Source organism: Streptomyces sp. NBC_01012, assembly GCF_045162755.1.
Classification (GTDB): Bacteria; Actinomycetota; Actinomycetes; order Streptomycetales; family Streptomycetaceae; genus Streptomyces.
This window is the reverse complement of record NZ_CP108688.1, coordinates 4,062,064-4,088,650: the sequence shown is the minus strand read 5'-3', so window position 1 is coordinate 4,088,650 and position 26,587 is coordinate 4,062,064. Positions and strand designations below refer to the sequence as shown.

25 protein-coding genes are annotated in these 26,587 nt (G+C 71.3%); 7 read left to right on the top strand and 18 right to left on the bottom strand.

The genetic code is table 11. The features are described 5' to 3' along the window. Nucleotides 1-377: 377 nt before the first annotated feature. Entirely contained in the window at nt 378-1,496 is a 1,119-nt protein-coding gene (gene dnaN, locus OG623_RS18485) for a DNA polymerase III subunit beta (RefSeq protein WP_406147794.1), read from the top strand. A 15-nt stretch (nt 1,497-1,511) separates the two neighbouring features. Here dnaN and OG623_RS18480 read toward each other — a convergent pair whose 3' ends face one another. Then, on the bottom strand, nt 1,512-2,006 hold the full coding sequence (locus OG623_RS18480) for a hypothetical protein (protein ID WP_406147793.1): 495 nt from the start codon (nt 2,004-2,006) through the stop codon (nt 1,512-1,514). A 96-nt stretch (nt 2,007-2,102) separates the two neighbouring features. Then, nucleotides 2,103-2,996 (bottom strand): glycoside hydrolase family 19 protein, encoded by an 894-nt coding sequence (locus OG623_RS18475; RefSeq protein ID WP_406147792.1) that lies wholly within the window; start codon nt 2,994-2,996, stop codon nt 2,103-2,105. Between the two features lie 298 nt (nt 2,997-3,294). Here OG623_RS18475 and OG623_RS18470 point away from each other — a divergent pair, with 298 nt between their 5' ends. After that, nucleotides 3,295-4,827 carry a substrate-binding domain-containing protein gene (locus OG623_RS18470; protein WP_406147791.1) on the top strand — a complete coding sequence of 511 codons (1,533 nt, stop codon included), beginning with the start codon at nt 3,295-3,297 and terminating at the stop codon, nt 4,825-4,827. A 61-nt stretch (nt 4,828-4,888) separates the two neighbouring features. Here OG623_RS18470 and OG623_RS18465 read toward each other — a convergent pair whose 3' ends face one another. Next, on the bottom strand, nt 4,889-5,845 hold the full coding sequence (locus OG623_RS18465; RefSeq protein ID WP_406147790.1) for an IS481 family transposase: 957 nt from the start codon (nt 5,843-5,845) through the stop codon (nt 4,889-4,891). A gap of 181 nt (nt 5,846-6,026) precedes the next feature. On the opposite strand from OG623_RS18465, the gene OG623_RS18460 reads away from it, so the two are divergent. Continuing rightward, complete coding sequence (locus OG623_RS18460; protein ID WP_406147789.1) at nt 6,027-6,575, top strand: hypothetical protein; 549 nt, start codon at nt 6,027-6,029, stop codon at nt 6,573-6,575. A gap of 87 nt (nt 6,576-6,662) precedes the next feature. On the opposite strand, the gene OG623_RS18455 is transcribed toward OG623_RS18460, so the two are convergent. Further along, the gene (locus OG623_RS18455; RefSeq protein ID WP_406147788.1) at nt 6,663-7,946 is read right to left on the bottom strand and encodes an adenylosuccinate synthase; all 1,284 of its coding nucleotides are present in this window, start codon (nt 7,944-7,946) and stop codon (nt 6,663-6,665) included. Nucleotides 7,947-8,132: 186 nt separating this feature from the next. On the opposite strand from OG623_RS18455, the gene OG623_RS18450 reads away from it, so the two are divergent. Next, on the top strand, nt 8,133-8,975 hold the full coding sequence (locus OG623_RS18450; RefSeq protein WP_406147786.1) for a diacylglycerol kinase: 843 nt from the start codon (nt 8,133-8,135) through the stop codon (nt 8,973-8,975). Between the two features lie 23 nt (nt 8,976-8,998). On the opposite strand, the gene OG623_RS18445 is transcribed toward OG623_RS18450, so the two are convergent. Further along, complete coding sequence (locus tag OG623_RS18445; protein ID WP_406151891.1) at nt 8,999-9,523, bottom strand: GbsR/MarR family transcriptional regulator; 525 nt, start codon at nt 9,521-9,523, stop codon at nt 8,999-9,001. Between the two features lie 92 nt (nt 9,524-9,615). Between OG623_RS18445 and OG623_RS18440 the strand changes: the two genes are divergently transcribed. Genes OG623_RS18440 through OG623_RS18430 form a run of 3 tightly spaced genes read left to right on the top strand, consistent with a single transcriptional unit; the run spans nt 9,616 to nt 12,633 of the window. Next, on the top strand, nt 9,616-10,536 hold the full coding sequence (locus tag OG623_RS18440) for an ATP-binding cassette domain-containing protein (RefSeq protein WP_406147785.1): 921 nt from the start codon (nt 9,616-9,618) through the stop codon (nt 10,534-10,536). After that, nucleotides 10,533-12,191, top strand: a complete 1,659-nt coding sequence (locus OG623_RS18435) for an ABC transporter permease (RefSeq protein ID WP_406147784.1) — start codon at nt 10,533-10,535, stop codon at nt 12,189-12,191. Before OG623_RS18440 ends, OG623_RS18435 begins: the two co-directional genes overlap by 4 nt. A gap of 37 nt (nt 12,192-12,228) precedes the next feature. Beyond that, the gene (locus tag OG623_RS18430; protein WP_406147783.1) at nt 12,229-12,633 is read left to right on the top strand and encodes a hypothetical protein; all 405 of its coding nucleotides are present in this window, start codon (nt 12,229-12,231) and stop codon (nt 12,631-12,633) included. Here OG623_RS18430 and OG623_RS18425 read toward each other — a convergent pair. The 13 genes from OG623_RS18425 to OG623_RS18365 form a co-directional block, all read right to left on the bottom strand. Further along, nucleotides 12,616-13,821, bottom strand: a complete 1,206-nt coding sequence (locus OG623_RS18425) for a cytochrome P450 (protein ID WP_406147782.1) — start codon at nt 13,819-13,821, stop codon at nt 12,616-12,618. The two genes, OG623_RS18430 and OG623_RS18425, sit on opposite strands and share 18 nt — an antisense overlap. 9 nt (nt 13,822-13,830) lie before the next feature. Next, nucleotides 13,831-14,499, bottom strand: a complete 669-nt coding sequence (locus OG623_RS18420; RefSeq protein ID WP_406147781.1) for a response regulator — start codon at nt 14,497-14,499, stop codon at nt 13,831-13,833. After that, nucleotides 14,496-15,812 (bottom strand): sensor histidine kinase, encoded by a 1,317-nt coding sequence (locus OG623_RS18415; protein WP_406147780.1) that lies wholly within the window; start codon nt 15,810-15,812, stop codon nt 14,496-14,498. The genes OG623_RS18420 and OG623_RS18415 overlap by 4 nt, the downstream gene beginning before the upstream one ends. A gap of 74 nt (nt 15,813-15,886) precedes the next feature. Beyond that, a complete protein-coding gene (locus OG623_RS18410; RefSeq protein ID WP_406147779.1) occupies nt 15,887-16,762 on the bottom strand; it encodes an alpha/beta hydrolase in 876 nt (291 codons plus the stop codon). Nucleotides 16,763-16,878: 116 nt separating this feature from the next. After that, nucleotides 16,879-18,075 carry a kynureninase gene (kynU, locus tag OG623_RS18405; RefSeq protein WP_406151889.1) on the bottom strand — a complete coding sequence of 399 codons (1,197 nt, stop codon included), beginning with the start codon at nt 18,073-18,075 and terminating at the stop codon, nt 16,879-16,881. A 22-nt stretch (nt 18,076-18,097) separates the two neighbouring features. Continuing rightward, nucleotides 18,098-18,946, bottom strand: a complete 849-nt coding sequence (locus OG623_RS18400) for a tryptophan 2,3-dioxygenase family protein (protein WP_406147777.1) — start codon at nt 18,944-18,946, stop codon at nt 18,098-18,100. A 152-nt stretch (nt 18,947-19,098) separates the two neighbouring features. Next, nucleotides 19,099-19,512, bottom strand: coding sequence for a DUF3151 domain-containing protein (locus tag OG623_RS18395; RefSeq protein ID WP_362894961.1), 414 nt, complete (start codon nt 19,510-19,512; stop codon nt 19,099-19,101). A gap of 3 nt (nt 19,513-19,515) precedes the next feature. Continuing rightward, a complete protein-coding gene (locus OG623_RS18390; protein ID WP_406147776.1) occupies nt 19,516-21,009 on the bottom strand; it encodes an MFS transporter in 1,494 nt (497 codons plus the stop codon). Between the two features lie 382 nt (nt 21,010-21,391). Continuing rightward, a complete protein-coding gene (fbaA, locus tag OG623_RS18385) occupies nt 21,392-22,423 on the bottom strand; it encodes a class II fructose-bisphosphate aldolase (RefSeq protein WP_362894959.1) in 1,032 nt (343 codons plus the stop codon). A gap of 167 nt (nt 22,424-22,590) precedes the next feature. After that, nucleotides 22,591-23,130 carry an orotate phosphoribosyltransferase gene (gene pyrE, locus OG623_RS18380; RefSeq protein ID WP_406147774.1) on the bottom strand — a complete coding sequence of 180 codons (540 nt, stop codon included), beginning with the start codon at nt 23,128-23,130 and terminating at the stop codon, nt 22,591-22,593. A 30-nt stretch (nt 23,131-23,160) separates the two neighbouring features. Beyond that, entirely contained in the window at nt 23,161-23,955 is a 795-nt protein-coding gene (locus OG623_RS18375; protein WP_406147772.1) for an aldose 1-epimerase, read from the bottom strand. Nucleotides 23,956-23,985: 30 nt separating this feature from the next. Continuing rightward, nucleotides 23,986-24,870: an SRPBCC domain-containing protein gene (locus OG623_RS18370; RefSeq protein WP_406147770.1), complete on the bottom strand. Its 885-nt coding sequence runs from the start codon at nt 24,868-24,870 to the stop codon at nt 23,986-23,988. A gap of 115 nt (nt 24,871-24,985) precedes the next feature. Further along, nucleotides 24,986-26,587 (bottom strand): polyamine aminopropyltransferase, encoded by a 1,602-nt coding sequence (locus tag OG623_RS18365; RefSeq protein WP_406147768.1) that lies wholly within the window; start codon nt 26,585-26,587, stop codon nt 24,986-24,988.

Genomic DNA, 26,587 nt, shown 5'->3' with positions numbered 1-26,587 from the left:
AGTACGTCGTCGGCCCGTTCGCGCGCACGCACATGTCCTCCGTTCCCCCCGAGGCCCCTCCCCGAAACCGGAGTGCAGAGTACCGGCCCGGCTGTGCGGTTTGATACCCGTCGCGGGCCACACAGTGCGAATTGAATCTCCCCGGCCGCCGCCGCGCCCCCCTAAGGTCCCAAGCGTGTGTCCGGGACGTTCCGGAGGCGTCGGGGGACGCCAGGACGTCCGGGATCCGGGGGCCGGAGGACATCGGGGGATGTCCGGACGGCGCGACGGCAGCGGCTCACGGGGGTGGTCGCTGTCGTCGGTCCGCGGCGACTGTCAGTGGTGCCGCCTAGCGTGATTCTCGACCGTGCAGCAATCCGGACGAGAGGCCCCCTGCCGTGGAATTCCGCATGGAGCGTGGCGCACTGACCGATGCCGTCTCCCGGGCGGCCCGTGTGCTGCCCGCGCGTTCACCCGTCCCCGTGCTCGGCGGGCTCCTCCTCGATGTGGACGACGGCCTGCTCCGGGTGTCAGGCCTGGACTTCGAGGCCTCGGCGCGCGTCGAGGCCGAGGCGCACACCGTCCGGCCGGGGAAGGTGCTGGTCATGGGGCGGCGGCTGCTCGACATCTGCAAGGTGCTGCCCGACGGCCCGGTGGAGTGCGCGGTGGAGGGCTCGCGTTTCACGGTCAGCGCGGACGGCTCCCGGTTCGGGCTCTCGGTCCTGCCCCTCGACGACTACCCGGTGCTGCCGCCGCTGCCCGAGGTCCGCGGGGCGGTGGAGGCGGGGGAGTTCGCGTCGGCGGTCGCGCAGGTGGCGGTGGCCGCGGGGCGGGACGACACCCTGCCGACGCTCACCGGGATCCGCATCGGGCTCGACGGCTCCACGATGACGCTGGCGGCGACCGACCGGTACCGCTTCGCGGTGCGCACCCTGCCGTTCAAGGCGACGGCGCGGGACGTGACGGCCGATGTCGTGGTGTCGGCCCGCCGGTTGGCCGAGACGGCCCGGTCGCTCGGCAGGTCGGGCCAGGTCGACGTCGCCGTGGACGGGGGTTCCGTCGGCTTCGAGCACGCCGGGACCCGTACGACGGTGCGTCTGCTGGACGGCAGACTGCCGCGTCACGACAAGCTGTTCGCGTTGAAGGACCCGGTGGTCGTGGTGATGGACCGGGCCCGGCTGGTGGAGGCCGTCAAGCGGGTCTCGGTGGTCGCGGACGGCGGCAGTCCGCTGCAGATGGCGTTCTCCCCTGGACCGGACGGCTCGGTACTGCTGCAGGCGGGGTTCGAGGACGACGTGGCCGCGCAGCGGCTGCCCGCGGCATCGGCGGGCGACGCGGAGCTGACGGTGGCCTTCAACCCCGCGTATCTGCTGGACGCCCTGTCCTCCTTCGAGGACGCGACGGTCCTGATGAAGCTGATGGGCCCTGGGCAGCGCGCCATGATCACCGGCCGGGACGACGGCGGGGCCGCCACGCACCAGCATCTGCTGATGTCCGTGAAACCGCCGCTGCTCTGACCGTCGTGGCCCGGCTCACCCGGGGAGCGTCGCGTTCTCCCCGACGGCGGCAAGCAGCCAGATGGGGAATTCCGGATCGGCCTGACCCACCGCCAGGCCCAGCCAGCGCGTGCTCCCGGGCACCCGCCAGATCTGCATGCTGCCCGACAGGTTGCACAGCTGCCCCATCGGTTCGGGAGCGGCGCCCTCACCCTCCTCGTCACGCTCCAGATAGGGCCAGAGGTCGACGGTCTCCGGCTCACCCCACCGCACGCTCAACGCGGTCGCCAGGACGCTGAATTCGGCCTCGATCTCCCGCTCGGCGGGGACGACGAGCTCGGGGGAGCGGTCCTCCCAGAAGTCCTGGCTCGCCCGCAGGATCAGCAGATGGTGTCCGGGACCGCTGCTGCGTACGCCGTTGTCCTCACCCTCGTCCCCCGGTGGGAAGGGCAGGGCGAGGACGCTGTCGATCAGGGCGATGCGGGCCTGGGTGGTGGTGGGCGGGGTGCCGGCGCTGTCGTCGGTGCTCATGGTCCGCGATCCTGTCAACCACCGGCCCCCGAACACGAATCGGGGGCGCGCCCGGCCGGTGCCGGACACGCCCCCGTCTCTCGGGTGGGGCGGGGTTCAGCAGCTCAGGTTGTCGCCGGGCGTGGTGCCGAGGATCGCGGCGAACGCCTGGTAGGTGTCGATACGGCTCTGGACCTGGCCGGGGTTGCCCCCGTTGCACTCGATGCTGCCGTTGATCGAGCGGATCGTCTCACCGAAGCCGGCGCCGTTGACGATGGCGTCGTGGGGCGTCATGGTGCCGGGGCCGGTCTGGGTGTTCCAGTACCAGAGGCCGGTCTTCCAGGCCACGGACGCGTCCTGCTCCACCTTCCACGGGTCGCCGAGGAGGTCGATGCCGAGCGCGTCACCGGCGGCCTTGTAGTTGAAGTTCCAGCTGAGCTGCATCGTGCCGCGGCCGTAGTAGGCGTCGGTCCCGGCCGGGCAGCCGTAGGGCTGGTTGCCGTCGCAGTAGTTCGGGTAGTTCGAGGTGTCCTGCTCCACGATGTACACCAGGCCACCGGTCTCATGGCTGACGTTGGCGAGGAACGCCGCCGCTTCCTGCTTCTTGACGGTGTCGCTGCCGGTGTTGGCGAAGGCGGGGTAGGCGCTCAGCGCGTCGGTGAGACCGCTGTAGGTGTAGAACGAGTTCCGGCCCGGGAACATCTGGTTGAACTGGGCCTCGCTCACCAGGAAGTCCGCGTCGGAGTCACCCGGTTCCGTACCGCCGCCGCCGGTTCCGCAGCTGCCCTGGTCGGCCCAGACGTCGGAGGTGCCGGGCTGCTCGTTCTGGGTCCACCACTGCGCGGACCAGTTGTGCCCGTCGTACGAGGCCGATCCGCCGCCCACGTAGACGGAGGAGGCGTTCCAGGCAGGGGCGCAGTCGGCGGCCGCTGCCGTGGAGGCGGGGAGAAAGACGAACGTCGCGATGACCGCGCCCAGCGCGGCGATCAGGCTCATGACACGTTTGGCCACGTGATCTCTCCTTCGGCGCGGCGCCCGCGCGGAGCGGGCGCCGCCATGGGGGGTTGTGGTCACTCAAGCGCCGATGGTCTGGACCTGTCAAGGTCTAGACCAGAACTCGCCCCTTTCGTGGTACTCCCTGACTCCGCGTCCTGAACTCCCGTCCCTCACAGGCTTGTTGAACACAAGACGAACTTCATCGGAAGGAATCCGCCGACTCCCCCGCCCCACACCCCCCGGCCGTACGGTGACGCCATCCGGCATGCGGCACGCAGCCATCCGGCCGCACCCACGAGGGAGCGCGAGGACCATGGAGTGGTTCAGCCCCGAGAACGTCATCGCCGTCCTCACCGCGGTCCTCGGCGTCCTGACCTCGGCGGGAGTGCTCTGGTACGAACGCCGCGTCCCACGCCGCAAGCGCATCGGCTACCGCGTGCAGATGGACACCCCCATCGGCAGCGAGGTGAGCCAGGGCCGGGCCAACGTGCGGCTCGGGCTCTTCAACGAGACCCCCGGCATGGCCGACGCCACCCTCGTCCTGCTGCGCATCGAGAACGACGGCTCGCAGTCGATCGGCGACGAGGACTACACGGGGCGCGGTGAACTCAACGGGCTGACGGCGGAGTTCACCGGGCGGACCGTCCGTGGGATAGCCGTGACCCATTCGCCGGACGCCGACCACCTGATGGATCACTTCACCCCGGCGGCCGGGATGCGGCACCACGGCTCCCTCATCCGGCTGCCGCGCGTCCCCCTCAACCGCAACGAGCACTTCAAGCTCCTGGTCCTGCTTACCGGCTCGCACGTGGGCGGCCCGATCAAGGTCACCGGAGGCATCAGGGACGGTGTCGTGGCGCGGAACAAGGCCGCCCGCCCCGACGAGAAGCCCCCGCTGTTCGGCCCCGCGGCCAGGAGCGTCACGGTGGCCCTCACCGCCTGCGTCGTCGCGCTCGCCGGGATCATCGTCGTACGGGACGACTCCCCGCCCCCGATGGACTGCGCCAAGGGCACGCTCACGGTCACCGGATCGACCGCGTTCAAACCGGTCCTGGAGGAGCTGAAGCAGACGTACGAGGACGAGTGCGAAGGCGCCGAGATCCTGCTGGACATCCATGGCAGCAACGCCGGGGTGCGGAAGCTCGACGCCCTCGGAGCCAAGACCGGATCGTCTGGTTCCCCTTCCATGATCGCCCTGTCCGACGGGCCCAGACCCGCCGCGCTCACCAAGCTGCACGAGAAGCGGGTCGCGATCTCGCTGTTCTCCCTCGTCGTCAACGACACGGTGCCGGTGAAGGACCTCTCCCTGGAGCAGATCCGCAGCATCTACCGGGGCGACATCCGCAACTGGAACGAGATCGACGGCGGCCCCGACCTCGAGATCAGGCTCGTCAGCCGGGACGCCAACTCCGGGACCCGCGAGGTCTTCCAGCGCCGCGTCCTGGACGGCAACGAGCCCGCCACCTCCTCGCGCGACTGCACCACCAAGGACTACGCCCAGGCCCCGGTCCTGCGCTGCGAACTCGACGGCACGGACCAGGTCCTGGCCGAGGTCGCCAGGCTGGACGGCGCGATCGGCTACACCGAGCTGCGCAACGGCGACGTGCCCGACGGGGCGCACCGTACGGCCATCGACTCCACCACCCCGTCCGTCGACACGATCGGCACCAGCAGCTACCCGTACCGGGAGATCGAGTACGCGTACACCTACGGATCACCGCCCGCCGACTCCCTGGTGGCCGGCTTCCTCACCTATCTGGACAACTACGGCGAGGAGATCATGCGGACCAACGGCCATCTGCCCTGCGCGACCCCGAAGGGGATGCGGCTCTGCGGGGAGGGCTGAACCGGCCAGGGCCTGTCTGACCATTCCCGTCTGCCTCGCGACGGGAATGGTCAGACAGGCCCTAGTTGTATTGACCCGCAGCGTTGTTCACTCGGCTGATCGGGGGTTGGCCTCCGAGTGCGGTGTGGCAGCGGTGGTGGTTGTAGGTGTGGAGGAAGTCTGCCAGGGCTGTGGTCCGTTCGTCATTTGACGTGTAGGGCCGTTGGTAGGCCCATTCGTCGGCGAGGGTGCGGTTGAAGCGTTCGACTTTGCCGTTGGTCTGGGGCCGGTAGGGGCGGGTGAGTTTGCTGGTCGCGCCGAGTTCGGCCAGGGCGGCCTTCCAGGCCAGGCCCTTGCGGTAGGCCCAGGCGTTGTCCGTGAGGACTCGTTCGATGCGGGTGATGCCCTGACTGTGGAAGAAGGCGGCCGCGCGGGTGAGGAAACCCGCGCAGGTCGCGACTTTCTCGTCCGGGTGGATCTCGCTGTAGGCCAGGCGGGAGTGGTCGTCCACGGCGGAGTGGACGTAGTCGAAGCCCATCTGGCTGCGGGTGGCCCGGCCGGCCTGGCGGCCCAGGACCTTGTGGCCGCCGCCGTCGGGGATCCGGCCGAGCTTTTTGACGTCGACGTGGATGAGTTCGCCGGGCCGTTCACGTTCGTAGCGGCGGATCACCGTGCCGGTCGGCCGGTCGAGCCAGGCCAGCCGATGGAGTCCCTGGCGGGTCAGGATCCGGTGGACCGTCGAGGCCGGGAGGCCCAGGATCGGGCCGATCCTGGCCGGTCCCAGTTTGCGGGACCGCCGCAGGTCGCAGACCTGCGCCTCGATGGCGGCCGGAGTCCGGTGCGGTGTCGTGAGTGGGCTGCTGGAGCGGTCGTGCAGGCCAACCTCGCCTTCGGCCCGCCACCGCCGCATCCATTTGTGGGCCGTGGCCCGCGATATGCCCATCTCGGCTGCGACATGGGCGACCGGGCGGCCCGAGCAGACCCGCTCGACCAGCAGGCGCCTACCGAAAACGGTCAGCCGGGCATTACGGTGGGACACGAAGACCTCCGTGCGGTGAGTTCCTAGACAGCTCCCACCACACCGGAGGTCTTCGTCATGTTCAAGACCCACTGAGTGTCAACAACGCTCGTGATCAATACACCTAGTACCCCGGTAGGGGGCGTGAACAGCACCCGGGTATCTGGCGGTGCGCCCGGCGCGGCTCCTAGCATCCGCGCCCATGACCACCTCACGTCCGTCCCCTTCCCTGACCGCGACCGCCCTCCGCATCACCCGCGGTGCCGGGGCCGCGGTCACCCTGCTGCCCCGCGGCCTGGCCGCCTTCGCCGTGGCCTGCGCGGGCAACGGCGGATCCGCGCGTTCCCTGCTGCGGGTGGACGCCGGGCCCGCCGCACCGCGTCCTGGAGCGGTACGGGTGGCCGGACAGGCCGTGGCGACCGTGCTGCTGGGCGCGCTCTGTCTGGTCCTGGCCGCCGTGGTCCTGCTGGCCGTGGCCCGCGGGCTGTTCTACGGACTGGTGGACCAGGGCCCTTACGACCATTCCTGGGGCGGCCCCGGCAGAGCGGGGGCCTGGCTCGCGCACTTCGCCGTCGCCACCCCCTGCGTCTTCGCCGGGGTCGCCGCGCTGTACGGCGTCGCGCGGATGCAGGAGCGGCTGACGGCGCCGCTGCGCGGGGAACGCAGGCCGGGCTGGGTGCTGCCCTCGGTGTTCGTCTGCTGCGCGGCCGGGGCGCTGTTCGTGGTCGCGTTCCTCCGCCAGCTGCCCTGACGGCCGGCTCCCCCGACGGCGACGGCGGCCGGACCTTCCGCGAGGGGGAAGGTCCGGCCGCCGTCGTCGTGAAACCTGGAGCGACTCCTACAGGAAGGAGTTGATCTCGATGGTCTCGGTACGGCCGGGGCCGACACCGATCGCGGAGATCGGGGCACCGGACATCTCCTCCAGCGCCTTCACGTACGCCTGCGCGTTCTTCGGCAGATCGGAGAAGGTCTTGGCCTTCGTGATGTCCTCGGACCAGCCGGGCAGCATCTCGTAGACCGGCTTCGCGTGGTGGAAGTCGGTCTGGTTGTACGGGAGTTCCTCGACCCGCTTGCCATCGATCTCGTACGCCACGCACACCGGGATCCGCTCCCAGCCGGTCAGCACGTCCAGCTTGGTGAGGAAGAAGTCGGTGAGGCCGTTGACCCGGGTCGCGTACCGCGCGATCGGGGCGTCGAACCAGCCGCAGCGGCGGTCACGGCCGGTGGTGACACCACGCTCGCCGCCGATCCGGCGCAGCGCCTCGCCGTCCTCGTCGAGAAGTTCGGTCGGGAAGGGTCCGGCACCGACCCGGGTGGTGTAGGCCTTGAGGATGCCGATGACCCGGCTGATCTTCGTCGGGCCCACGCCGGCCCCGGTGCAGGCGCCGCCCGCGGTCGGGTTCGACGAGGTGACGAAGGGGTACGTGCCGTGGTCGACGTCCAGCAGAGTGCCCTGACCGCCCTCGAAGAGGACGACCTTGCCCGCGTCGATGGCGTTGTTCAGGACCAGCGTCGTGTCGGCGACGTACGGCTTGATCTGCTCCGCGTACTGGAGCATCTCCTCGACGATCTTCCCGGACTCGATCGCGCGCCGGTTGAAGACCTTGGCCAGGAGCTGGTTCTTCTGCTCCAGCGCCGCTTCGACCTTCTGCTCCAGGATCGACTCGTCGTAGAGGTCCTGGACGCGGATGCCCACCCGGTTGATCTTGTCGGCGTAGGTCGGGCCGATACCGCGCCCGGTCGTGCCGATCTTGCGCTTCCCGAGGAAGCGTTCCGTCACCTTGTCGACGGTGACGTTGTACGGGGTGATCAAATGGGCGTTGCCGCTGATCAGGAGCTTGGACGTGTCGACGCCCCGCTCGTTGAGACCGCTCACCTCGGAGAGCAGGACCGCCGGGTCGACGACCACACCGTTGCCGATGACCGGGGTACACCCCGGCGACAGGATTCCGGAGGGGAGGAGATGCAGTGCGTACTTCTGGTCGCCGACGACGACCGTGTGGCCGGCATTGTTGCCGCCCTGGTAACGCACCACATAATCGACGGATCCACCGAGGAGGTCGGTGGCCTTCCCCTTGCCCTCGTCACCCCACTGAGCACCGAGCAGCACAAGTGCGGGCACAGGCGTACACCCCTTCCGGGCGGGGCATGTCCAAGGTCAGGGGGCGTACGTAAAGGTCGTACCTGCCGTACGACGATGTACGGCAAAGCCTGAGCCGTCGAACCGGGTGCCCCGGAATAGACGAAGCCCCTGGCGCAATAGCGCAAGGGGCTCTTGCACCAAGATGCTACCCGAGGAAGGACCGAGGTGTCGGCTGCAGAGCCCCCCGGCGACGGCGACCACCAGCTACTCGTGCTCATCGACCCCCTTGCCCGCCGCTACGACGGCGAGTCCGTGCGCATCGCGAAGGATGTGCTGGGCGCCGGCGCGCACACCAAGATCTGCTTCGCGGACGGCCCCGACGAGTTCGCCAGGGCCCTGCACAGGCGGGGCTCCAGGCGTCCGGTGGTCGTCGGCGACGACCACGCGCTGCTGCGCGCCGTGTCCCAGCTGCACCGGGAGCGGGAGCTGGCCGACAGCGCGCTCTCGCTGATCCCGGTCGGCGCGGCGCACACGCTGGAACTCAGCTACGCCCTCGGCGTGCCACGGGGCGCGGTCGCGGCCGCCCGTACCGCGCTCGACGGGACCGAGCGCCGGCTCGATCTGCTCGTCGACGACAGCGACGGGGTCGTGCTCGGCGAGCTGCGCATCCCGGCGGCCCGGCCCTCGCCAGGACCGCCCCACACGGTGTGGGACACCTGCCGCACCCTCGTGGCCTCGCTGGTCCGCCCGGCCCCGGTCCCCTCTTCGTCCTCGGGCCCCTCCCGCGTCCACCGGCTGAGGGTCGAGGCGGACGGGGTCCTGCTGAACGACCTGGACCGGCCGGTCGAGGGCGTCTCGGTGACCGCCCAGGGCAGCGGCGGGCTGGCCGACGTGGTGATCCGCACGGCCGCAGGCGGGACACACACGACGGAGGCCAAGGCGGTCACGGTCTCGGGGCCAGACTTCCGCTACCGCGCCGACATACAGATCGCGGGCCCTGTCAGGACCCGCACCTGGGCCGTACGGGCGGGAGCCTGGGGTCTTGTGCTCCCCCCGGCGGAGGCCTGAGACGCCGGCCGGGCCGTGGGCCGTCAGCGCGAGGAGGTACGGCTCTCGCGCCACCGGGCCAGGACACCGACCATCTCCGCCTGCATGAAGGCGAAGAACTCCGCGGTCTCCGCGAGCCGCTCGCCCGCCGGGGTGTCCTCGCCGAGGGAGCGTGCGCCGTCCCTCAGCGTGCGTTCCCAGCGGGTCAGCACCTGGTCGCGGTTGGCGAAGGTGGCGTACCAGATCTCGTCGTGCAGGCGGTAGCGGTCGCGGCGTGAGCCGGGGTCGCGTTCGCGGCCGACCATGCTGACCTGGGTGAGGTAGGTGATCGCACCCGACACGGCGGCCGGGCTGATCCGCAGCTGGCGGCCGAGGTCCGCCGAGGTCATGGAGGCGTCGTCGTCGGCGAGGAGCGCGGCGAAGACCCGCGCGGCCATCCGCTGCATCCCCGCCTCCGTCATCTCGGCCGCGAAACGCTCGACGAAGCGCGCCACCGCGTCCTCGTCCCGCCCGGCGTCCGCGCCCGTGTGCGCGGCCCTGCTCCCGGATTCCCCGGTCCCGCTGGCCATGGCCTCCGACGCCTCCCCTGCTCCGATCACGGCCCAACTTTATACGCTTCCTTAACTTCACAACTTTGTGAAATCAGCGTACGTTCAAAAACATGACGACGGCGATCAGCGTGGCCGGACTGCACAAGTCGTTCGGACGGACACACGCACTGGACGGCCTCGACCTCACGGTGGAGACGGGCGAGGTCCACGGCTTCCTGGGGCCCAACGGCGCGGGGAAGTCCACCACCATCCGGGTCCTGCTGGGCCTGCTCCGGGCCGACTCGGGCGCGGCCCGGCTGCTCGGGAGGGACCCGTGGCACGACGCCGTGGAGCTGCACCGGCGCCTGGCCTATGTGCCCGGCGACGTCGAGCTGTGGCCGGGCCTCACCGGCGGCGAGGCCATCGACCTGCTCTCACGGCTGCGCGGCGGGGCCGACAAGCGGCGCCGCGACGAGCTGATCGAGCGCTTCGGCCTCGACCCGACGAAGAAGGGCCGCGCCTACTCGAAGGGCAACCGCCAGAAGGTGGCGATCGTCGCCGCGCTGGCCTCCGACGCGGAGCTGCTGCTCCTGGACGAGCCGACCTCCGGGCTCGACCCCCTCATGGAGGTCGTCTTCCAGGACGTGATCCTCCAGGCGAAGGCCGCGGGCAGGACCGTGCTGCTCTCCAGCCACATCCTGGCCCAGGTGGAGAAGCTGGCCGACCGGATCAGCATCGTCAGGCTCGGCAGGACCGTGCAGTCCGGGTCGCTGAGCGAGCTGCGCCATCTGACGCGTACGACGGTCGAGGCCGAGACGGACCGGCCCGTCGGCGGGCTCGGCGCGCTGCCCGGGGTGCACTCGGTGGAGGTCGCCGACGACGGGGCCCGGGTCCGGTTCAGCGTGGACGGCGGCCACATCGACGGCGCCGTACGGATGCTCGCCGAGGCGGGCGTACGCAGTCTGACCAGCCATCCGCCGACCCTGGAGGAGCTCATGCTCCGCCACTACGGCGACGAGCTCGCCGCCGAGGGCCACGGGGCCGCACGATGAGCGCCGCGGCAGGCACCCGCTCCCCCGCCACGGTCCGGGTCCTCACCGGCCCCGGGGCGCTGGCCGGGACCCGTACGCTGATCCGGTTCGACCTGCGCAGGGACCGTGTCCGGCTGCCCGTCTGGATCCTCGCGCTGTTCCTCGGCACGGTCTCCACCGCGTCCAACTACACGACGCTGTACGCCGATCCGGAGGACCGTGCCTCCGTCGTCGGCACCATGAAGAGCCCGGCCGGGCTCGCCATGACGGGGCCCGCGCGCTACCTCGACGACTACACCTTCGGCGCGATGACCGGCCATCAGATGCTCGGCTTCACGGCCGTCCTGGCCGGCCTCATGAGCGTCCTCGTCGTCACCCGGCACACCCGCGACGAGGAGGAGACCAGCCGCGCCGAGCTGGTCCGCTCCACCGTCGTCGGCCGGCACGCGCACCTGGCTGCCGCCCTGTCCGTCGCGTTCCTCGCCAACCTGGCGCTCGCCCTGCTGCTGGGTTTCGGCCTCGGGGCGGCGGGCATCGAATCCATCGGCACCGGCAGCGCCCTGCTCCACGGCTTCGCGCTCGCGGCCGTGGGCATCGCCTTCGCGGGCATCGCGGCCGTCACCACGCAGATCACCGCCCACACCCGGGGCGCCTCCGGCATGGCCATGGCCGTCATCGGCCTCGCCTACGTCCTGCGGGCCGCCGGTGACGCGGGCGGCGACGACGCGCTCTCCTGGCTCTCCCCGATCGGCTGGGCCCAGCGCACGTACGTCTACGTCGACGACCGCTGGTGGCCCCTGCTGCTCTGCCTGGCACTCGCCGCGCTCTCGGCCGGCACCGGATTCGTCCTGTCCACCCGCCGGGACGTGGGGGCCGGTCTGCGCGCCGCACGGCCCGGCAGCCCGGTCGCGTCCGCGTCCCTGACCCGCCCGGTGGGCTTCGCCCTGCGGCTGCACCGCTCCGTACTGGCCGGATTCGCCGTGGGGCTCTTCCTCATGGGCGTGATGTACGGGTCGATCCTCGGCGACGCGGACGACATGCTGAAGAACATCGACCAGCTCAAGGAGGCGCTGAAGGAGATCGGCGGCACCACCATGGCGGAGTCGTTCGCGTCGATGGTGATGGTCGTCCTCGCCGTCGTCGCCGCCGTGTACGTGGTGACGGCCGCCCTGCGGCCCAGGTCGGAGGAGAACGCCGGCCGGGTGGAGGCCCTGCTCGCGACCGGCCTGTCGCGCACCCGCTGGGCGGCCGGCCACTTCACCCTCGCGCTGGCGGGCGGAACGCTCGTGCTGCTCGCCGCGGGGCTCGGCATCGGCGTCGCGGGGGCGGCGTCGGCGGGCGACCCCGGGCTGGTCCTGAAGCTGGTGGGGGCCGCGCTGGCGTACGCCCCGGCGCTCTGGGTCACGGTCGGCGTCGTGGCCGTCCTCTTCGGCTGGCTGCCCCGGGCGGCCTCCGCGGCCTGGGCCGTACCGGTGTACGCCTTCGTCGTCGGCTACCTGGGCGAACTGCTGCGGTTCCCGCACTGGATGAACGACCTGTCCCCGTTCGGGCATGTGCCGCGGCTGCCGGCGGCCGGCATGGACTGGACGCCGATGGTGGTCCTCACCCTGATCGCGGCGGGGCTCGTACGGCTCGGTCTTGAGGGCTTCCGGCGCCGCGACCTGGACACCAGGTGAGGGAACCACCCGCGGCCGGGCGCACGTCCTGAGGCTCGTGGAACAGAAGAAGACCCCAGAGAACCCGGCGAGCGCGGAGAACCCGGCGAAGGCCGCGTGGGTCCCGGCCATACTCTCGGCCGTCATCGCCCTCGTCGTGTGGAGCTCGTCCCGGCGCACCGACATCCACATGGGCGGCGGCTTCGAGGGGGAGGGCGAGGACATCTCCGTCCTGTGGACGGAGCTGCCCTTCGTCCTCCTCGCCGCGGGCGTGCTCCCGGTCGTCGTCTGGCTGCTGACGGTCCGTGTCCTCCGCGGGAGCATGGGGCGCGGCGGCCTGGTCATGACCGCCGCCGTGGCCGCGACGGCCGTCACCCTGCTGTACGCCTGGGGGCTGTACACCTGGGCGGACCACCTCGACCCGGAGCACGTACGGTCCATCGGCTCACAGCTCCACCTGTAGCTCCCGCAGGCCCCGGATCACATAACCCGGCTTCCACTCGGGCTCCGCCGTCAGCCGCATACCGGGCGCCCTGCGCAGCAGCTCCCCGAACGAGGCGGCGAGTTCGACGCGGGCCAGCGGAGCGCCCAGGCAGTAGTGGATGCCCGCGCCGAACGAGATGTGCGGGTTGTCCTGCCGGGCCAGGTCCAGCGTCTCCGCGTCGGCGAAGCGCTCGGGGTCCCGGTTGGCCGAGGCGAAGAGCAGCGCCACCTGCGCACCCCGTGGAATGACGGTGCCGTCGACCTCGATGTCGTCCAGCACCCACCGCGCGAACATGGGCACCGGGGTGTCGTAGCGCAGCAGTTCCTCCACGGCGGTCGGCAGCAGGCGGTGGTCGGCGCGCAGCAGGGCCAGCTGCTCGGGGTGCCGGAAGAGCATCCACCAGCCGTTGACGGTGGCGTTGACGGTCGCCTCGTGACCGGCGTTGAGCAGCAGCACACAGGTGGAGATGATCTCCTGCTCGGTCAGCCGGTCCTCCTCGTCATGGGCGGCGATGAGCCCGGAGATCAGATCCGTCCCCGGATCCGCGCGCCGTGCGGCGATCAGTTCACGCAGATAGCCGGAGAACTCGACCGACGCCCGCACCGCCGCCCGCGCGGTCTCCTCGGGCGGATTCAGCTCGAACATCCCGCAGATCGCCGCCGACCACGGCCGCAGCAGCCTCCGGTCGGCCGCCGGGACTCCGAGCATCTCGGCAATGACGGCCACCGGCAGCGGCTCGGCGACCGCGCTCAGCAGATCGCCGCCGCCCGCCGCGACGAAGTCGTCGACGAGCCCGGCGGCCAGCCGCTCCACGGTCGGCACGAGCGCCTCGACCCTGCGGGGTGTGAACGCCTTGGCGATCAGCCGTCTGATCCGGGTGTGGTCGGGGGCCTCCAGATCGAGGATCCCGTGCCCGTTGAGCGTGTGGAACGGCTCGTGGGCCTCGGGCGGCGCGGTGACACCGAACTCGTCGTGGCTGAAGCGGTGCAGATAGGTGCGCCCGAGCCGCCGGTCACGCAGCAGCCCGGACACATCGGAGTGGTGCGGGACGAGCCACTGCCGGGTCGGCTCGAACCAGTGCACCCGGCCGGTCGCGCGCAGCGCGGCGTAGGCGGGGTACGGGTCGGCGACGAACGCGGGTGACCAGGGGTCGAAGGACACATGCATGGGCCGACGCTACCCGGGTGTGACCAGCCTCGCCTCGTAGGCGAACACGGCGGCCTGGGTACGGTCCCGCAGCCCCAGCTTCACCAGGACACGGCTGACATGGGTCTTGATGGTCGACTCGGCGACCACCAGGTGCGAGGCGATCTCCAGGTTCGAGAGTCCCTGGGCTATCAGCACCAGCACCTCCGTCTCCCGCTCGGTGAGGTCGCCCATCCTGGACATGGCGGGTGGCTTCGGCGCCTCGGCGATCTTCGAGAACTCGGTGATCAGCCGGCGGGTCACCGTCGGGGCGAGCAGCGCCTCGCCGGAGGCCACCACCCGTACGCCCTCGGCGAGCTGGCGTGCCGACGCGTCCTTCAGCAGGAAGCCGGAGGCGCCGGCCCGCAGGGCCTGGTACACGTACTCGTCCAGGTCGAACGTGGTCAGGACGAGCACCTTGGCGTCCGCGTCGGCCGCGACGATCTCCCGGGTCGCCTCGATGCCGTTGAGCTCCGGCATCCGGATGTCCATCAGGACCACGTCGGGCCGCAGCGCGGCGACCTGCGCGACGGCCTGCCGCCCGTCGACGGCCTCGCCGATGACCTCGATGCCCGGCATCGCGTTGAGCAGCACGGAGAAACCCTCACGGACCATCATCTGGTCGTCGACGATCAGCACGCGGATGCGGGGGTCGTTCATGCCTCCTCACCGTCCTCGACGCTCTCGCGCTGCGCCGGCACGGGAAGGAACACGACGACCTCGTACCCTCCGTCGTCGGTGGACCCCGCGGTCATGTCCCCGTTCAGCATGGCGACCCGCTCCCGCATCCCCGTGATCCCGTGCCCCGCGCCCGGCGACGGCTTGACCAGCCCCCGCGCGGCGCCGTTGACGATCCGCACCCCGAGCCCGCCGAGCACATAGCCGATCTCCACCCTGGCCGCGGCGCCCGGAGCGTGCCTGAGCGTGTTGCTCAGCGCCTCCTGCACGATCCGGTACGCCGACAGCTCGACGCCCTGCGGAAGCTCCCGCACCGCACCGGTGACCGTCTTCTCCGTCTCGAGCCCCGTCTCCCGCACGTTGTCCAGCAGCCGGTCGATCTCGGCGAGGGTGGGCTGCGGGGCGTCCGGCGCCTCGTAGTCCTCCGCCCGTACGACACCGAGGACGCGGCGCAGCTCGGTGAGCGCGGCGACGGCGTTCTCCCGGATGGTGGCGAACGCCTGCTCCAGCTCGGGAGGCGGATTCTCCACCCGGTACGGGGCGGCCTCCGCCTGGATGGCGACCACGGACATGTGGTGGGCGACGACGTCGTGCAGCTCACGGGCGATGGTGGTGCGCTCCTCCAGGAGTGTGCGCCGGTCGCGTTCCACGGCGGTGACGGTGCGCTGCACGGTCACCTCCCGCTGCGCCTCGCGGCGTATCTGCACCACGGCGACGAGCAGCAGGCCGAATGCGGAGGCGATGGCCATGGGCTCGGTGGTGGAGGAGTAGGGCGGCCCGAAGTTCCCCAGGAAGGACCCGACGAACAGGGTGATCAGCCACATCCAGGCCGCCGTACGCGGCCGGGTCCTCGCCGCGACGACGATCAGCACGCCCAGATGGCAGGCGAAGGGGCCCGCCTCCCACGGCCAGCTCCCATGGCTCACCGCGGCCACCAGGGGGGTGCTCGCGATCGACACCCAGAACGCGAGCAGGGGGCGGACCATCGTCATCAGCAGCACGGCGGGCGGCAGGAACCCGGTGACGACGGTCGTCAGCCCGAATGGGGAGTAGGCGTTCGCGGAGAAGACGCCGTCCAGCAGCGAGATCAGCGCGACCACGCCCACCACCGCGTGCGGGAACCACACCGCCCCCTTCCGGACGGTGCCGGGCAGTCTCCGGATCACGGGCCCGTCCGTGCCCAGCGGACCCATCGGGCGGTAGTCGAGCACATCGTGGAACAGGTCCTGCCGCAGGCCGGCTATCGCCCCTGTGGCGATCCGGTGCTCGGGGCTTCTGGTCTTCGTCTCGGTCACGCCTCCACGGTAGGACGCGGCCCGTGCCCCGGTCGTCAGCAGGATTAAGGATCCTCGGCCGTCCGTCGCAAGTACTACCAGGCCAGCTGGGCGATCTCCTCGGCCACCACGGCACAGGCGTCGGCCGACGGGTCGATCAGCGGGAAGTGGCCCACTCCGTCGAGCAGGGTCAGCCCCACCATCTCCCCCGCCTTCGCCGCCGCGTCCACGAACGCCTCCGTGACGGCCTCCGGCACCGTGAGGTCGTCCACCCCCTGGACGACGGCCGTCGCGATCCCCGTCGGCAGCAGCAGCGCCGGATCGACGTGCGCGCTCCGGGCCTCGAAATGCTCAGGGCCGCCCAGGAGTTGGTGCAGCGCCCCCGAGCAGACGTCCCGCTCCACCGCGCTCGCGAAGTCCCCGATCGGTGCCAGCGCGACCACCCCGCGCAGCGGCGGTGCGGCGGGCAGCCGCCACGGCGACCCCTCCGGGAGCACATGCCGTGCGGCCGCCCACAGGGCGAGCTGCCCGCCGGCCGAATGCCCGGTGACCACGGTCTTGCGCGGGTCCGCCGCGGGCAACTCCCGGGCGACAAGCTCCGGCAGGGCGTCCATGGCGGCGGCCACGTCGTCGAAGGTCTCGGGCCAGCGGCCCGCGACCGGGCCGACCGTGCCCTGCTGCGGGATCTCTCCGCCGCGCCGGTACTCGACGCTGGCCACGGCGAAGCCGCGCCGCGCGAGGAAGTCCGCGAACGGCGACACATGCTGCCGGTCGTACGGCGCACGCCAGGCCCCGCCGTGCAGCAGGACCACGAGCGGCACCCCGGAGCGGCCGTCCTTGGGCGCGAAGAAGTCGATCACCTGGTCGGGGTGGCTCCCGTAGGCCGCGGACCCGTCGGGGGCGACCACCGGATGGGCGAACGCCGACTCGGTCTCGGCTGCGTCGCGATCACGCGCGGCAGAATCCGACATGCTGCTCCAACCGTCCTGGGCCCGTGCCCAACTGGACCGACCTGCGGGGACGGTACCAGTACGAAGGACCGCCGCCGTACGGGCCCGGAACGTGGACCCGTACGACGGCGTCACGTTCAGCCCGTCAGTGTTTCGGCGAGTACCCGCGCCGCCCGTTCGGCGTCGGCGAAACCGACGTACAGCGGCGTGAAACCGAAGCGCAGGATGTCGGGGCGGCGCAGATCGCCGACCACACCCCGCCCGATGAGCGCGGCCATCACCTGTTCCGTCTCGGCCGCGTTCTCGCACCGCAGCGAGACCTGGCTGCCGCGCTCCGCGTGGGCGTCCGGGGTGAGCGACGTGACCCTGCCCTCGGGCACATGGGCGGCGACGCACTCCAGGAAGAAGTCCGTCAGCGCCAGCGACTTGGCCCGTACGGCCTCCACGGACACGCCCTCCCAGACGTCCAGCGACGCCTCCAGGGCCAGCATGGACAGGATGTCCGGGGTGCCTACCCGGCCGCGTACGGAACCGTCGGCGGGGGTGTATCCGGGGGACATCGCGAACGGGTCCGCGTGCGAGGTCCACCCGGGCAGGGGCGAGTCGAAGGCCGCCTGGTGGCGTTCGGCGACGTACAGGTAGGCCGGCGAACCGGGTCCGCCGTTCAGGTACTTGTACGTGCAGCCGACGGCCAGGTCGACACCGTGCGCGTCGAGACCCACGGGCAGGGCGCCCGCGCTGTGGCACAGGTCCCACACGGCGACGGCGCCCGCCGCGTGGGCGGCGGCGGTGAGTCCGGGCAGGTCGTGGAGCCTGCCGGTGCGGTAGTCGACATGGTTCAGGAGGACAGCCGCCGTACGCGGCCCGAGCGCGGCCGGCACATCGGCCGGCGCCACCGGCACGACACGGTGACCGGTCATCCGGGCCGCCGAAGCGGCGATGTACCCGTCGGTGGGGAAGGTCGTCGCGTCGACAAGGATCTCGTCCCGCCCGTCGCCCGCGAGACGGGTCGCGGCGACGACCGCCTTGAAGACGTTCACGCTGGTGGAGTCGCCCACCACGATCTGTCCCGCGGCCGACCCGACCAGCGGGGCGATCCGGTCGCCGATCCGCTCGGGCGCGGTCCACCAGCCGCTCTCGTCCCAGGAGCGGATGCGCAGCGCACCCCACTCCCGGGCGATGACGTCCTGCATACGGGCGGGGACGTGACGGGGCAGCGCGCCCAGCGAGTTCCCGTCGAGATAGACGGTGTCGTCGAGGGTGAACAGCTCGCGCAGGGCGGCGAGTCCATCGGCGGCGTCGAGCGCGCCGGCGCGCTCCTCCACATCGGACACGTCGGCACGCTCCTTGATGAGGTCAGACATGGCTACGCGCCGTCCACAGCTCGGGGAACACACTCTTGGTGGCCCGCTTCTCCAGCCAGGCGACCCCGGCCGAACCACCGGTGCCGGTCTTGGAACCCATCGCCCGCCGGGTGGCGGTCAGATGGTCGTTGCGCCAGCGCCACACCAGCTCGCCGACATCGGTGAGCACCTCGCCGAGGCGTACGAGCTCGGAGTTCTGGTCCGGGTCGGCGTAGATCTCCGCCCAGACGGCCTCGACCGCGGGGGACGGCTCGTACTTCTGCGAGAGGTCCCGCTCCAGCACCGACCGCGGCACGGCGTACCCACGCCTGGCCAGCAGGGCGAGCGTCTCGTCGTACAGGCCGGGCTCGGTGAGCGCCTTCTCCAGCTCGGCGTGCACCCGGGGCGCGCCCTTGTGCGGCACGAGCATGGAGGCGGACTTGTCACCGAGCAGGAATTCCATCCGGCGGTACATCGCCGACTGGAAGCCGGACCCCTCGCCGAGGGAGCCGCGGTAGGAGTTGAACTGGGCGGGGGTGAGGCCGGCGAGCGGCCTCCAGGAGGCGTTCAGCGCCTCCAGCTCCCGCAGTGAACGCTTCAGGGCGTCACGGGCGACCGGGACACGGTCCTCGCGCAGAGCGTGCGCGGCCGTCTCCCACTCATGGACGATGACGGTGAACCACAGCTCCATGACCTGGGTCGTGACCAGGAAGACCATCTCGCCGGGATCGTCCGAGCGAAGGTGCTGGAGGTGGGTCAGGACATCCGCCTGGACGTAGTCCTCGTACGGAGTCGTTCCCGCGAAGTCCAGGTGCGGGTTGTCCGCACCGGTGGCTTCGGGGTCGGGGTGAATCGTCGACATTTCTGTCTCCTCGACACGAGCTTCCGGGTAGCGGTCCGCCCCTTCCTCTGAGGTGGTGGAGCTCCGGTCCCCTGCCCGGCATCTTAGAGGGTCCGCACACTTCGGGCCCCGCGGGCGACTGCCCGCGGGGCCCGAGGTGTCCGGGGTCGGCCTCAGCCCAGGATGTCGGCGGCGGTCTGCGAGGAGTCGCGCAGGAACGACGAGCAGCGCTCGTACTCCTCCTGCTCACCGATCGCCTCCGCGGCGCGCGCGAGGGCGTGCAGGGCGCGCAGGAAACCGCGGTTCGGCTCGTGCTCGAACGGGACGGGGCCGTGGCCCTTCCAGCCGGCGCGGCGCAGTGCGTCGAGACCGCGGTGGTAGCCGGTGCGGGCGTACGCGTACGACTCGACGACCCGGCCGCCCTCGTACGCCGCGTCGGCGAGCTGCGCCCAGGCCAGCGAGGACGTGGGGTACTTCGCCGCGACATCGGCGGGCGCCGTGCCGCTCGCGAGCAGTTCGCGCGGTCCCGGATCGTCGGGCAGGTGGGTCGGGGCGGGGCCCCCGAGCAGGTTCTCGTGGATGGACATGGTTCAAGTGTGCCTGGGCGGAGGCTCCGGCTCCAAGGGTGGGGCCGAGACCCCGCAGTGCGTCGCGCACGCCGGCCGGGGCTCGGGCTCGTGCTCGGCCTCCGGGGACTTCCGTACGGCCCACCAGGCGATCACCGAACCCGCGACCAGCAGACCGGCGCACATCGGCATGGCCCGCCGGAACGTCGAGGCGAACTCCCCCGCGTCCCGGTACGCCTCGGGGCCCATCCCGGCCAGCAGCGGGAGCGCGGCCACGGCGATCAGTCCAGCGGCCCGTGCCGCCGCGTTGTTGATACCGCTGGCGAGCCCGGCCCTGCCCGTGTCCACGGCGGCCAGGACGGTCGCGGTGAGGGGCGCCACCAGGGTGACCATGCCGAGGCCGAGCACCAGCACGGCCGGCAGGACGTCCCACGGATAGGAGGCGCCGGGGCCGACCCGCAGCATCAGGAGCATCCCGGTGGCCGCCACCAGCGGCCCGGCGGTGAGCGGGATCCGCGGCCCGATACGCCGCCCGAGGTCGCCCGCGGACGCGGAGAAGAGCAGCATCAGCACCGTCGTGGGCAGCAGCGCGGTGCCCGCGCCGAGCGCCGAGAATCCCGCGACCACCTGGAGCTGGATCGCGGACAGGAAGAAGAACCCGCCGAGTGCCGCGTACACACAGAACGTGACGATGTTGACGGCCGTGAACTGCCGCGAGGCGAAGACCGACGGCGGCACCATGGGATCGGCCCGCCGCCTCTCCACCGTGACGAAGGCGGCCCCGAGGACCACGCCACCGAGTGCCCCGCCGATCACCATGACGGACGCGCCCTGCTCGGGCACCTCGATCAGCGCGTAGGTGACCAGGGCGAGCGCGAGCGCCGCGAGGGCGGCACCGAGCACGTCGAACCGCCCGTGGGCCTCCGGGTCCCGGGATTCCGGCACATGGCGCAGGGCCACGGGCACGCAGACGGCGGCGAGCGGCAGATTGAGCAGGAACACCCATCGCCAGCCCGGACCGTCCACCAGCCACCCTCCGAGGAAGGGCCCGACGGCAGCCCCGACCCCGCCGAGCCCGGACCAGAGCCCCACGGCACGGGCCCGGTCGTCGGGATGGAAGCTCGCCTGGATGATCGCCAGCGACCCGGGGGTGAGCAGCGCACCCCCGACCCCCTGCAACGCCCGGGCCGCGACGAGCACACCCGCGCTCGGCGCGATCCCGCACAGCAACGAGGCGACGGCGAACCAGACCACCCCCACGACGAACACCCGCCGCCGCCCGAACCGGTCCCCGAGCGCACCCCCGAGCAGGATCAGCCCCGCCAGGGTGAGCATGTAGGCGTTGACGGTCCACTGCAGGGCGGCCAGATCGGTGCCGAGATCCTGGCCGATACGAGGAAGGGCCACGTTGATGACCGTGGAGTCGAGCAGGGCCATGCTGGACCCGAGCACGGTGGTCAGGACGACCCAGCGCCCCACGGGCGAGGCAACCCGGATCTGATCCGCGTCGTCAGTCATAGGAGCAGCATCACCGCAATCCTCCACCCGGGCCATCCGCACAGCGGGCGAATCCCAGCCGCTCCGGCAGAACCCCAGCTCCTCCGGCAGAACCTCAGCCCCTCCGGCAGAACCCCAGCCCCTCCGGCGCTTGAGGAGCGGGGTCCGGGGCGAATCCCAGCCCCTCCGACAGAATCCCAGCCCCTCCGGCGCTTGAGGAGCGGGGTCCGGGGCAGAGCCCCGGTTTCGGGAAGGGGCGGGTAGGGGACAAGCCCCGCGCAGCGGCCCCAACCCACAACCCCAGCCACCGGCACCCCAGACGCACACACAAACGGGCCCGGCCCCCCGGAAAGGAGAACCGGACCCGCTCGCAAAGAGAAGGTCCGCAACGCGAACCCCCCGCCTACTTCAGCCGCGTACCCGCGGACCGCAGATTCCCACAGGCCTCGGTGACCCGCTTGGCCATGCCACCCTCCGCGGACTTGCCCCAGCTGCGCGGGTCGTAGACCTTCTTGTTGCCGACCTCGCCGTCGACCTTCAGCACACCGTCGTAGTTGCGGAACACGTGGTCCACGATCGGCCGGGTGAAGGCGTACTGCGTGTCGGTGTCGAGGTTCATCTTCACGACGCCGTTCTCCAGCGCGGTGGCGATCTCCTCCGCCGTGGAGCCGGACCCACCGTGGAAGACGAAGTCGAACGGCTGGCTGCCGGCCGGCTTGCCGTACTTCGCGGCCACACCCTGCTGGAGATCCTTGAGGAGCTCCGGACGCAGGACGACGTTGCCCGGCTTGTAGACGCCGTGCACATTGCCGAAGGACGCCGCCAGCAGGTAGCGCCCCTTCTCGCCCAGGCCGAGCGCCTCGGCCGTACGCAGCGCGTCGTCGACGGTCGTGTACAGCTCGTCGTTGATCTCGTGCGTGACGCCGTCCTCCTCGCCACCGGTCGGGGTGATCTCGACCTCAAGGATGATCTTGGCAGCGGCGGCCTTCGCCAGCAGCTCCTGGCCGATGGCCAGGTTGTCGGCGAGGGTCTCGGCCGACCCGTCCCACATGTGGGACTGGAACAGCGGGTTCAGGCCCTTGGCAACACGCTCCGCGGACACGTCGAGCAGCGGACGTACATAACCGTCCAGCTTGTCCTTGGGGCAGTGGTCGGTGTGCAGCGCGACCGTGACGTCGTACTTGGCGGCGACGATGTGCGCGAACTCGGCCAGGGCGACAGCGCCCGTCACCATGTCCTTGTTGTACTGGCCACCCAGGAATTCGGCGCCACCGGTGGAGATCTGGACGATGCCGTCGCTCTCCGCCTCCGCGAAACCGCGCAGTGCGGCGTGCAGGGTCTGGGTAGACGTCACATTGATGGCCGGGTAGGCGAACTTGCCTGCCTTCGCCCGGTCGAGCATCTCGGCGTAGACCTCGGGGGTTGCGATGGGCATCTGTCCGCTCCTTGGGATGTGCGGGTGTGCAGTGCTTGGTCCCTGACCTGGGGGCGACGTCATCGTCGCCCTTATCTTCCCAGACTCTCGCTTCGGCTCCACGCTGCCCATCGACCAGCCGCTCCCCGTTTCACGTGAAACGGGGAGCGCCCCGAGGAAGCTCCAGGTCAGGCCAGGTCAAGGTCCGCCACGGAGTAGCTGTGGACATACGGCAGACCGGCCTCGGCAATCGCCGGGGCGGCACCCCGCTCCACGATCACGGCGACGGCGACGACCTCACCTCCGGCCTCGCGCACCGCCTCGACCGCCGTCAGCGGCGAACCACCGGTCGTCGAGGTGTCCTCGACGACGAGGCAGCGCCGGCCCTTGACGTCCGTGCCCTCGATGCGGCGCTGCATCCCGTGCGCCTTCTGGGCCTTGCGGACGACGAACGCGTCCAGGCTCTTACCGCGCGCGGCCGAGGCGTGCAGCATCGACGTGGCCACCGGGTCGGCGCCCAGTGTCAGCCCGCCGACACAGTCGTAGTCGAGCTCGGCGGTGGCGTCGAGCATCACCTGGCCGACCATCGGCGCGGCCTTGCCGTCCAGCGTGATCCGGCGCAGGTCGATGTACCAGTCGGCTTCCAGACCCGAGGAGAGGGTCACCTTGCCGTGTACCACGGCCTTGTCCTTGATCTGCTGGAGCAGCTCAGCGCGTACGTCAGTCATGTCAATGAGGGTAAAGGCTGACACGGACGGTCAGAGCCGTGCCCAACTCCAGGTCGACGTGATCTCCAGGGGCTCGATCGGGGTGACCAGCCTGGGGGCCGTGTTGAGGCCGTTGGGCGGCCCGGACTGCGGCTCCACGCAGACCGCCTCCGCCTGCTCATCGTAGATCACCACCCACTCGTCCCGGCTCGTGACCGTCAGCTCCAGCTGCTCGGGCCAGGTGAGCTTCACATCGATGCCGTCGGGCATCCCGAAGCAGTCGTCCCAGGGGCCGGGCAGGGGATCGATCCGGCGGCCGGTCGGCAGATGGTTGTCGCCGCGCTCCTCCTGCCAGGCCGCGTCGAAGTCGATCCGCACGTCCTGGCCACCGAGGTTCCGCCGGAACCAGGGGTGCCATCCGCCCTGCGCCGGGAAGGAGTTTCCGTACGTCTCGATGCCGAGGCTCAGCGTCAGCGACTCCTCGGTGAGCTCGAAGGACTGCGTGACCCGGCCCTCGTACGGCCATGGGTCGGACAGATCGTAGAAGAAGGCCGCTTCCGCATCGCCCTGCCGTGCCTGCTGCCAGGAGGTGTCGCGGCCGGTGCCATGGATGGCGTGCGGCGGGGAGTTCAGGGGCAATTGGTGCGGCTCACCGCCATTGCGGAACAGGCCGTTCTCGGTGCGGCCGCACCACGGGACCATGGGGAAGCAGCCGTACCGCTCGCCCTGGCGCAGCAGCTCGGTGCCCCCGATCCGGAGGCTGCTGATCCGGCAGCCGTTCACGGGGTCAACGGTCAGTTCGACGTCGCCGGCCGTCAGCCGGGCGTTTTTCACAACTCTGCTCACGCCCCGACACTACTGGCGCGGAGCGCCTCGCTACGGCCGCCTGCGCCGCAGCGCCCTGCCCACGACCACGGCCGAGGCAATCGCCAGCGCGGCCGCCGGGGCCGCCCAGCGCAGTGCGATGCCCGCGGCGCCCGCCTCGGGGGACGGGACGGGGGCGTACCTGCCGCGCGGCGGAGCGTGGTCGACCTCCTCCGTGCTCCGGCCGATCATGGTGCGGCGGGCGTGCGCGGCCTCGGCGGGCGGCTCGTCCGGCACGGTGAACTCCAGCTCCGTGGCGGGGTCGAGGGACGGCGGCGGCACGGGCGCGTCGAACACGGAATCCTTGTCGCCGGACGCGTCGGACGCGTCGGACGCGTCGGACGCGCCGGACGCGCCGGACTCTGGCCCCTCCGGCTCCGACGCAACGGACGCCGACGCATCGGACTCGGGCCCCTCGGACTCCAAAGTATCGAGCCCCGCCCCGCCCTCGCTCTCCCGCGTCGCCAGGGACTCCGTGACCAGCTGCTGCGTGAAGCGGTCAAGCAGCCGCTGGGCAGCGGTCAGCGCCGCGGACGGGTCCAGATCAACGATGCGGCCTTCACCGCCCGCCGTGCCCGTGAATCCGATCGTCGTGCCCCCGTCCGTCTCCGTGAGGCCGACGGTCAGCGCCAGCTCCGCCGCCCCCGTGCCCCGGGCCTCTGTCCCCTTCCCGGTCACGGAGAAGGAGTCACCCGTGTCCGATGGCTTCAGCGTCAGCGCCCCGCGGTACGTGATCGTGTGGCCGTCTGCCCGGAATTTCAGCCGGCCCACCAACGGCCCCGCCGACGCGTCGGCATCCTGCTGAAGTCCTGGCACGCAGCGCGCGACGCGGGCGGGGTCACCCAGCGTGCGCCGCAGGGCCGGAAGCGGAACCGGAACGAACACCTCATGCTCCATACCGACCGAGCCTACTCAGCCCCGGCGCTCCCGTCAGCGCTTCCACCCCTGACACCGCCCACCCCGTACGCCACCCACCCCGTACACCGCCCGCCCGATACACCGCCCCGCCCCCTCAGGGCTCCTCCCAGTACCGGGGGTGGATCAGTGTCGACGGCAGCACCCCGTGCTGCCGCAGCCGCTCCACCGAGCGCCGGCCCACCGACAGCTCCCGCTCCCCCAGCGTCCGCAGGGCGGGCGCCCCCGGGTCCAGGCCGAGCTCGCCCGGCTCCTTCCCGGCCGCCAGCACGAATCCCCAGTCCTGCGGCGCCTCCTCCCCGCCCGCAGCGGCCCGGTCAGGACCCGCCGCGAACCCGGTGAGGCGCCCGTCGACGCGGTATGGCAGGGTCGCGAGACCACCCGCCCGTATCGACGCCTCCACCGTCCAGAACGTCGTCGGTCTGCTCCCCGGCGGCCCCGCGTGCACCACCAGCCGGCCGCCCGGCTCCAGCGCGCCGGCGACCAGGCCGTAGAACTCGGCCGAGTAGAGCTTCGTGCTCGCCGTGATCCCCGGGTCCGGGAGGTCCGAGATCACCACGTCGTAGCGGGCGCGCGCGTTCCGCAGCCAGGTGAAGGCGTCCCCGGAGACCGCCGTCAGCCGGGGGTCGTCGTACACGTGCCCGTTCAGCCCGGAGAGCGCCGGGTCCGTACGGGCCAACCGGGTGACGGCCGGATCGAGCTCGACCACCGCGACGGACGTGACGTCCGGATAGCGCAGCACCTCACGGGCGGCCAGCCCGTCGCCGCCGCCCAGGATCAGCACCCGCCGGTGGACCCCCTTCATCGCGGGGTGCACGAGCGCCTCGTGGTAGCGGTGCTCGTCGCGGGAACTGACCCGGAGCCGGCCGTCCAGATAGAGGTCCAGCGAGCCGTGGCCCGCCCCGGTGAGGACGATCTCCTGCACATCGCTCTGCACGGCGACCCGCACCTCGTCCCCGTACACCGCGCGTCGCGCCGCCCGCTCGAAGTCGTCGACGAGGACGGAGGTCGTGGCCAGCAGGGCGATCACCAAGGCGTTGACCAGGATCAGCAGCCGGCGTGACCGCGGGCTCAGATCGCGCCGGAACACCCACAGCACCAGCGCCAGGCCCGCCGCCGCGTTGACCGCGCCGGTGAACAGCGCGCCGGTCAGCTGGCCCAGCATCGGCAGCAGCAGGAACGGGAAGGCCAGCCCGCCGACCAGCGCGCCCACGTAGTCGGCGGCGAAGAGATCCGCGACCGCGCCGCCCGCGTCCTGCCGGTCGACCCGCTGGATCATGGTCATCAGCAGCGGGATCTCCGCACCGATCAGGATCCCGATCGTCAGCGAGAAGCCGACCAGCGTGTAACGCGACTCCCCGAGCCAGGCGAAGGAGGCGTACAGGATGACCGCCGACGTGCCTCCGACGAGCGCGAGCGCCGCCTCGATCAGCCCGAATCCCACGGCGGCGCGGCTGCGTAAACGTTTCGCGAGAAGCGACCCGATGCCCATCGCGAACACCATCACGGACAGCACGACCGAGGCCTGGGTGACCGAATCACCGATCAGATACGAGGCCAGCGCGACGAGTTCCAGCTCGTACACCAGACCACAGGCGGCGCAGATGAAAACCACGGCCAGCACGAGAAAACGGCCTGTCCTCGGCCGTACGGGAAGCCGCGCCGCGCCCCCTCGCAGCGCTATCTGCTGGTCGATCAT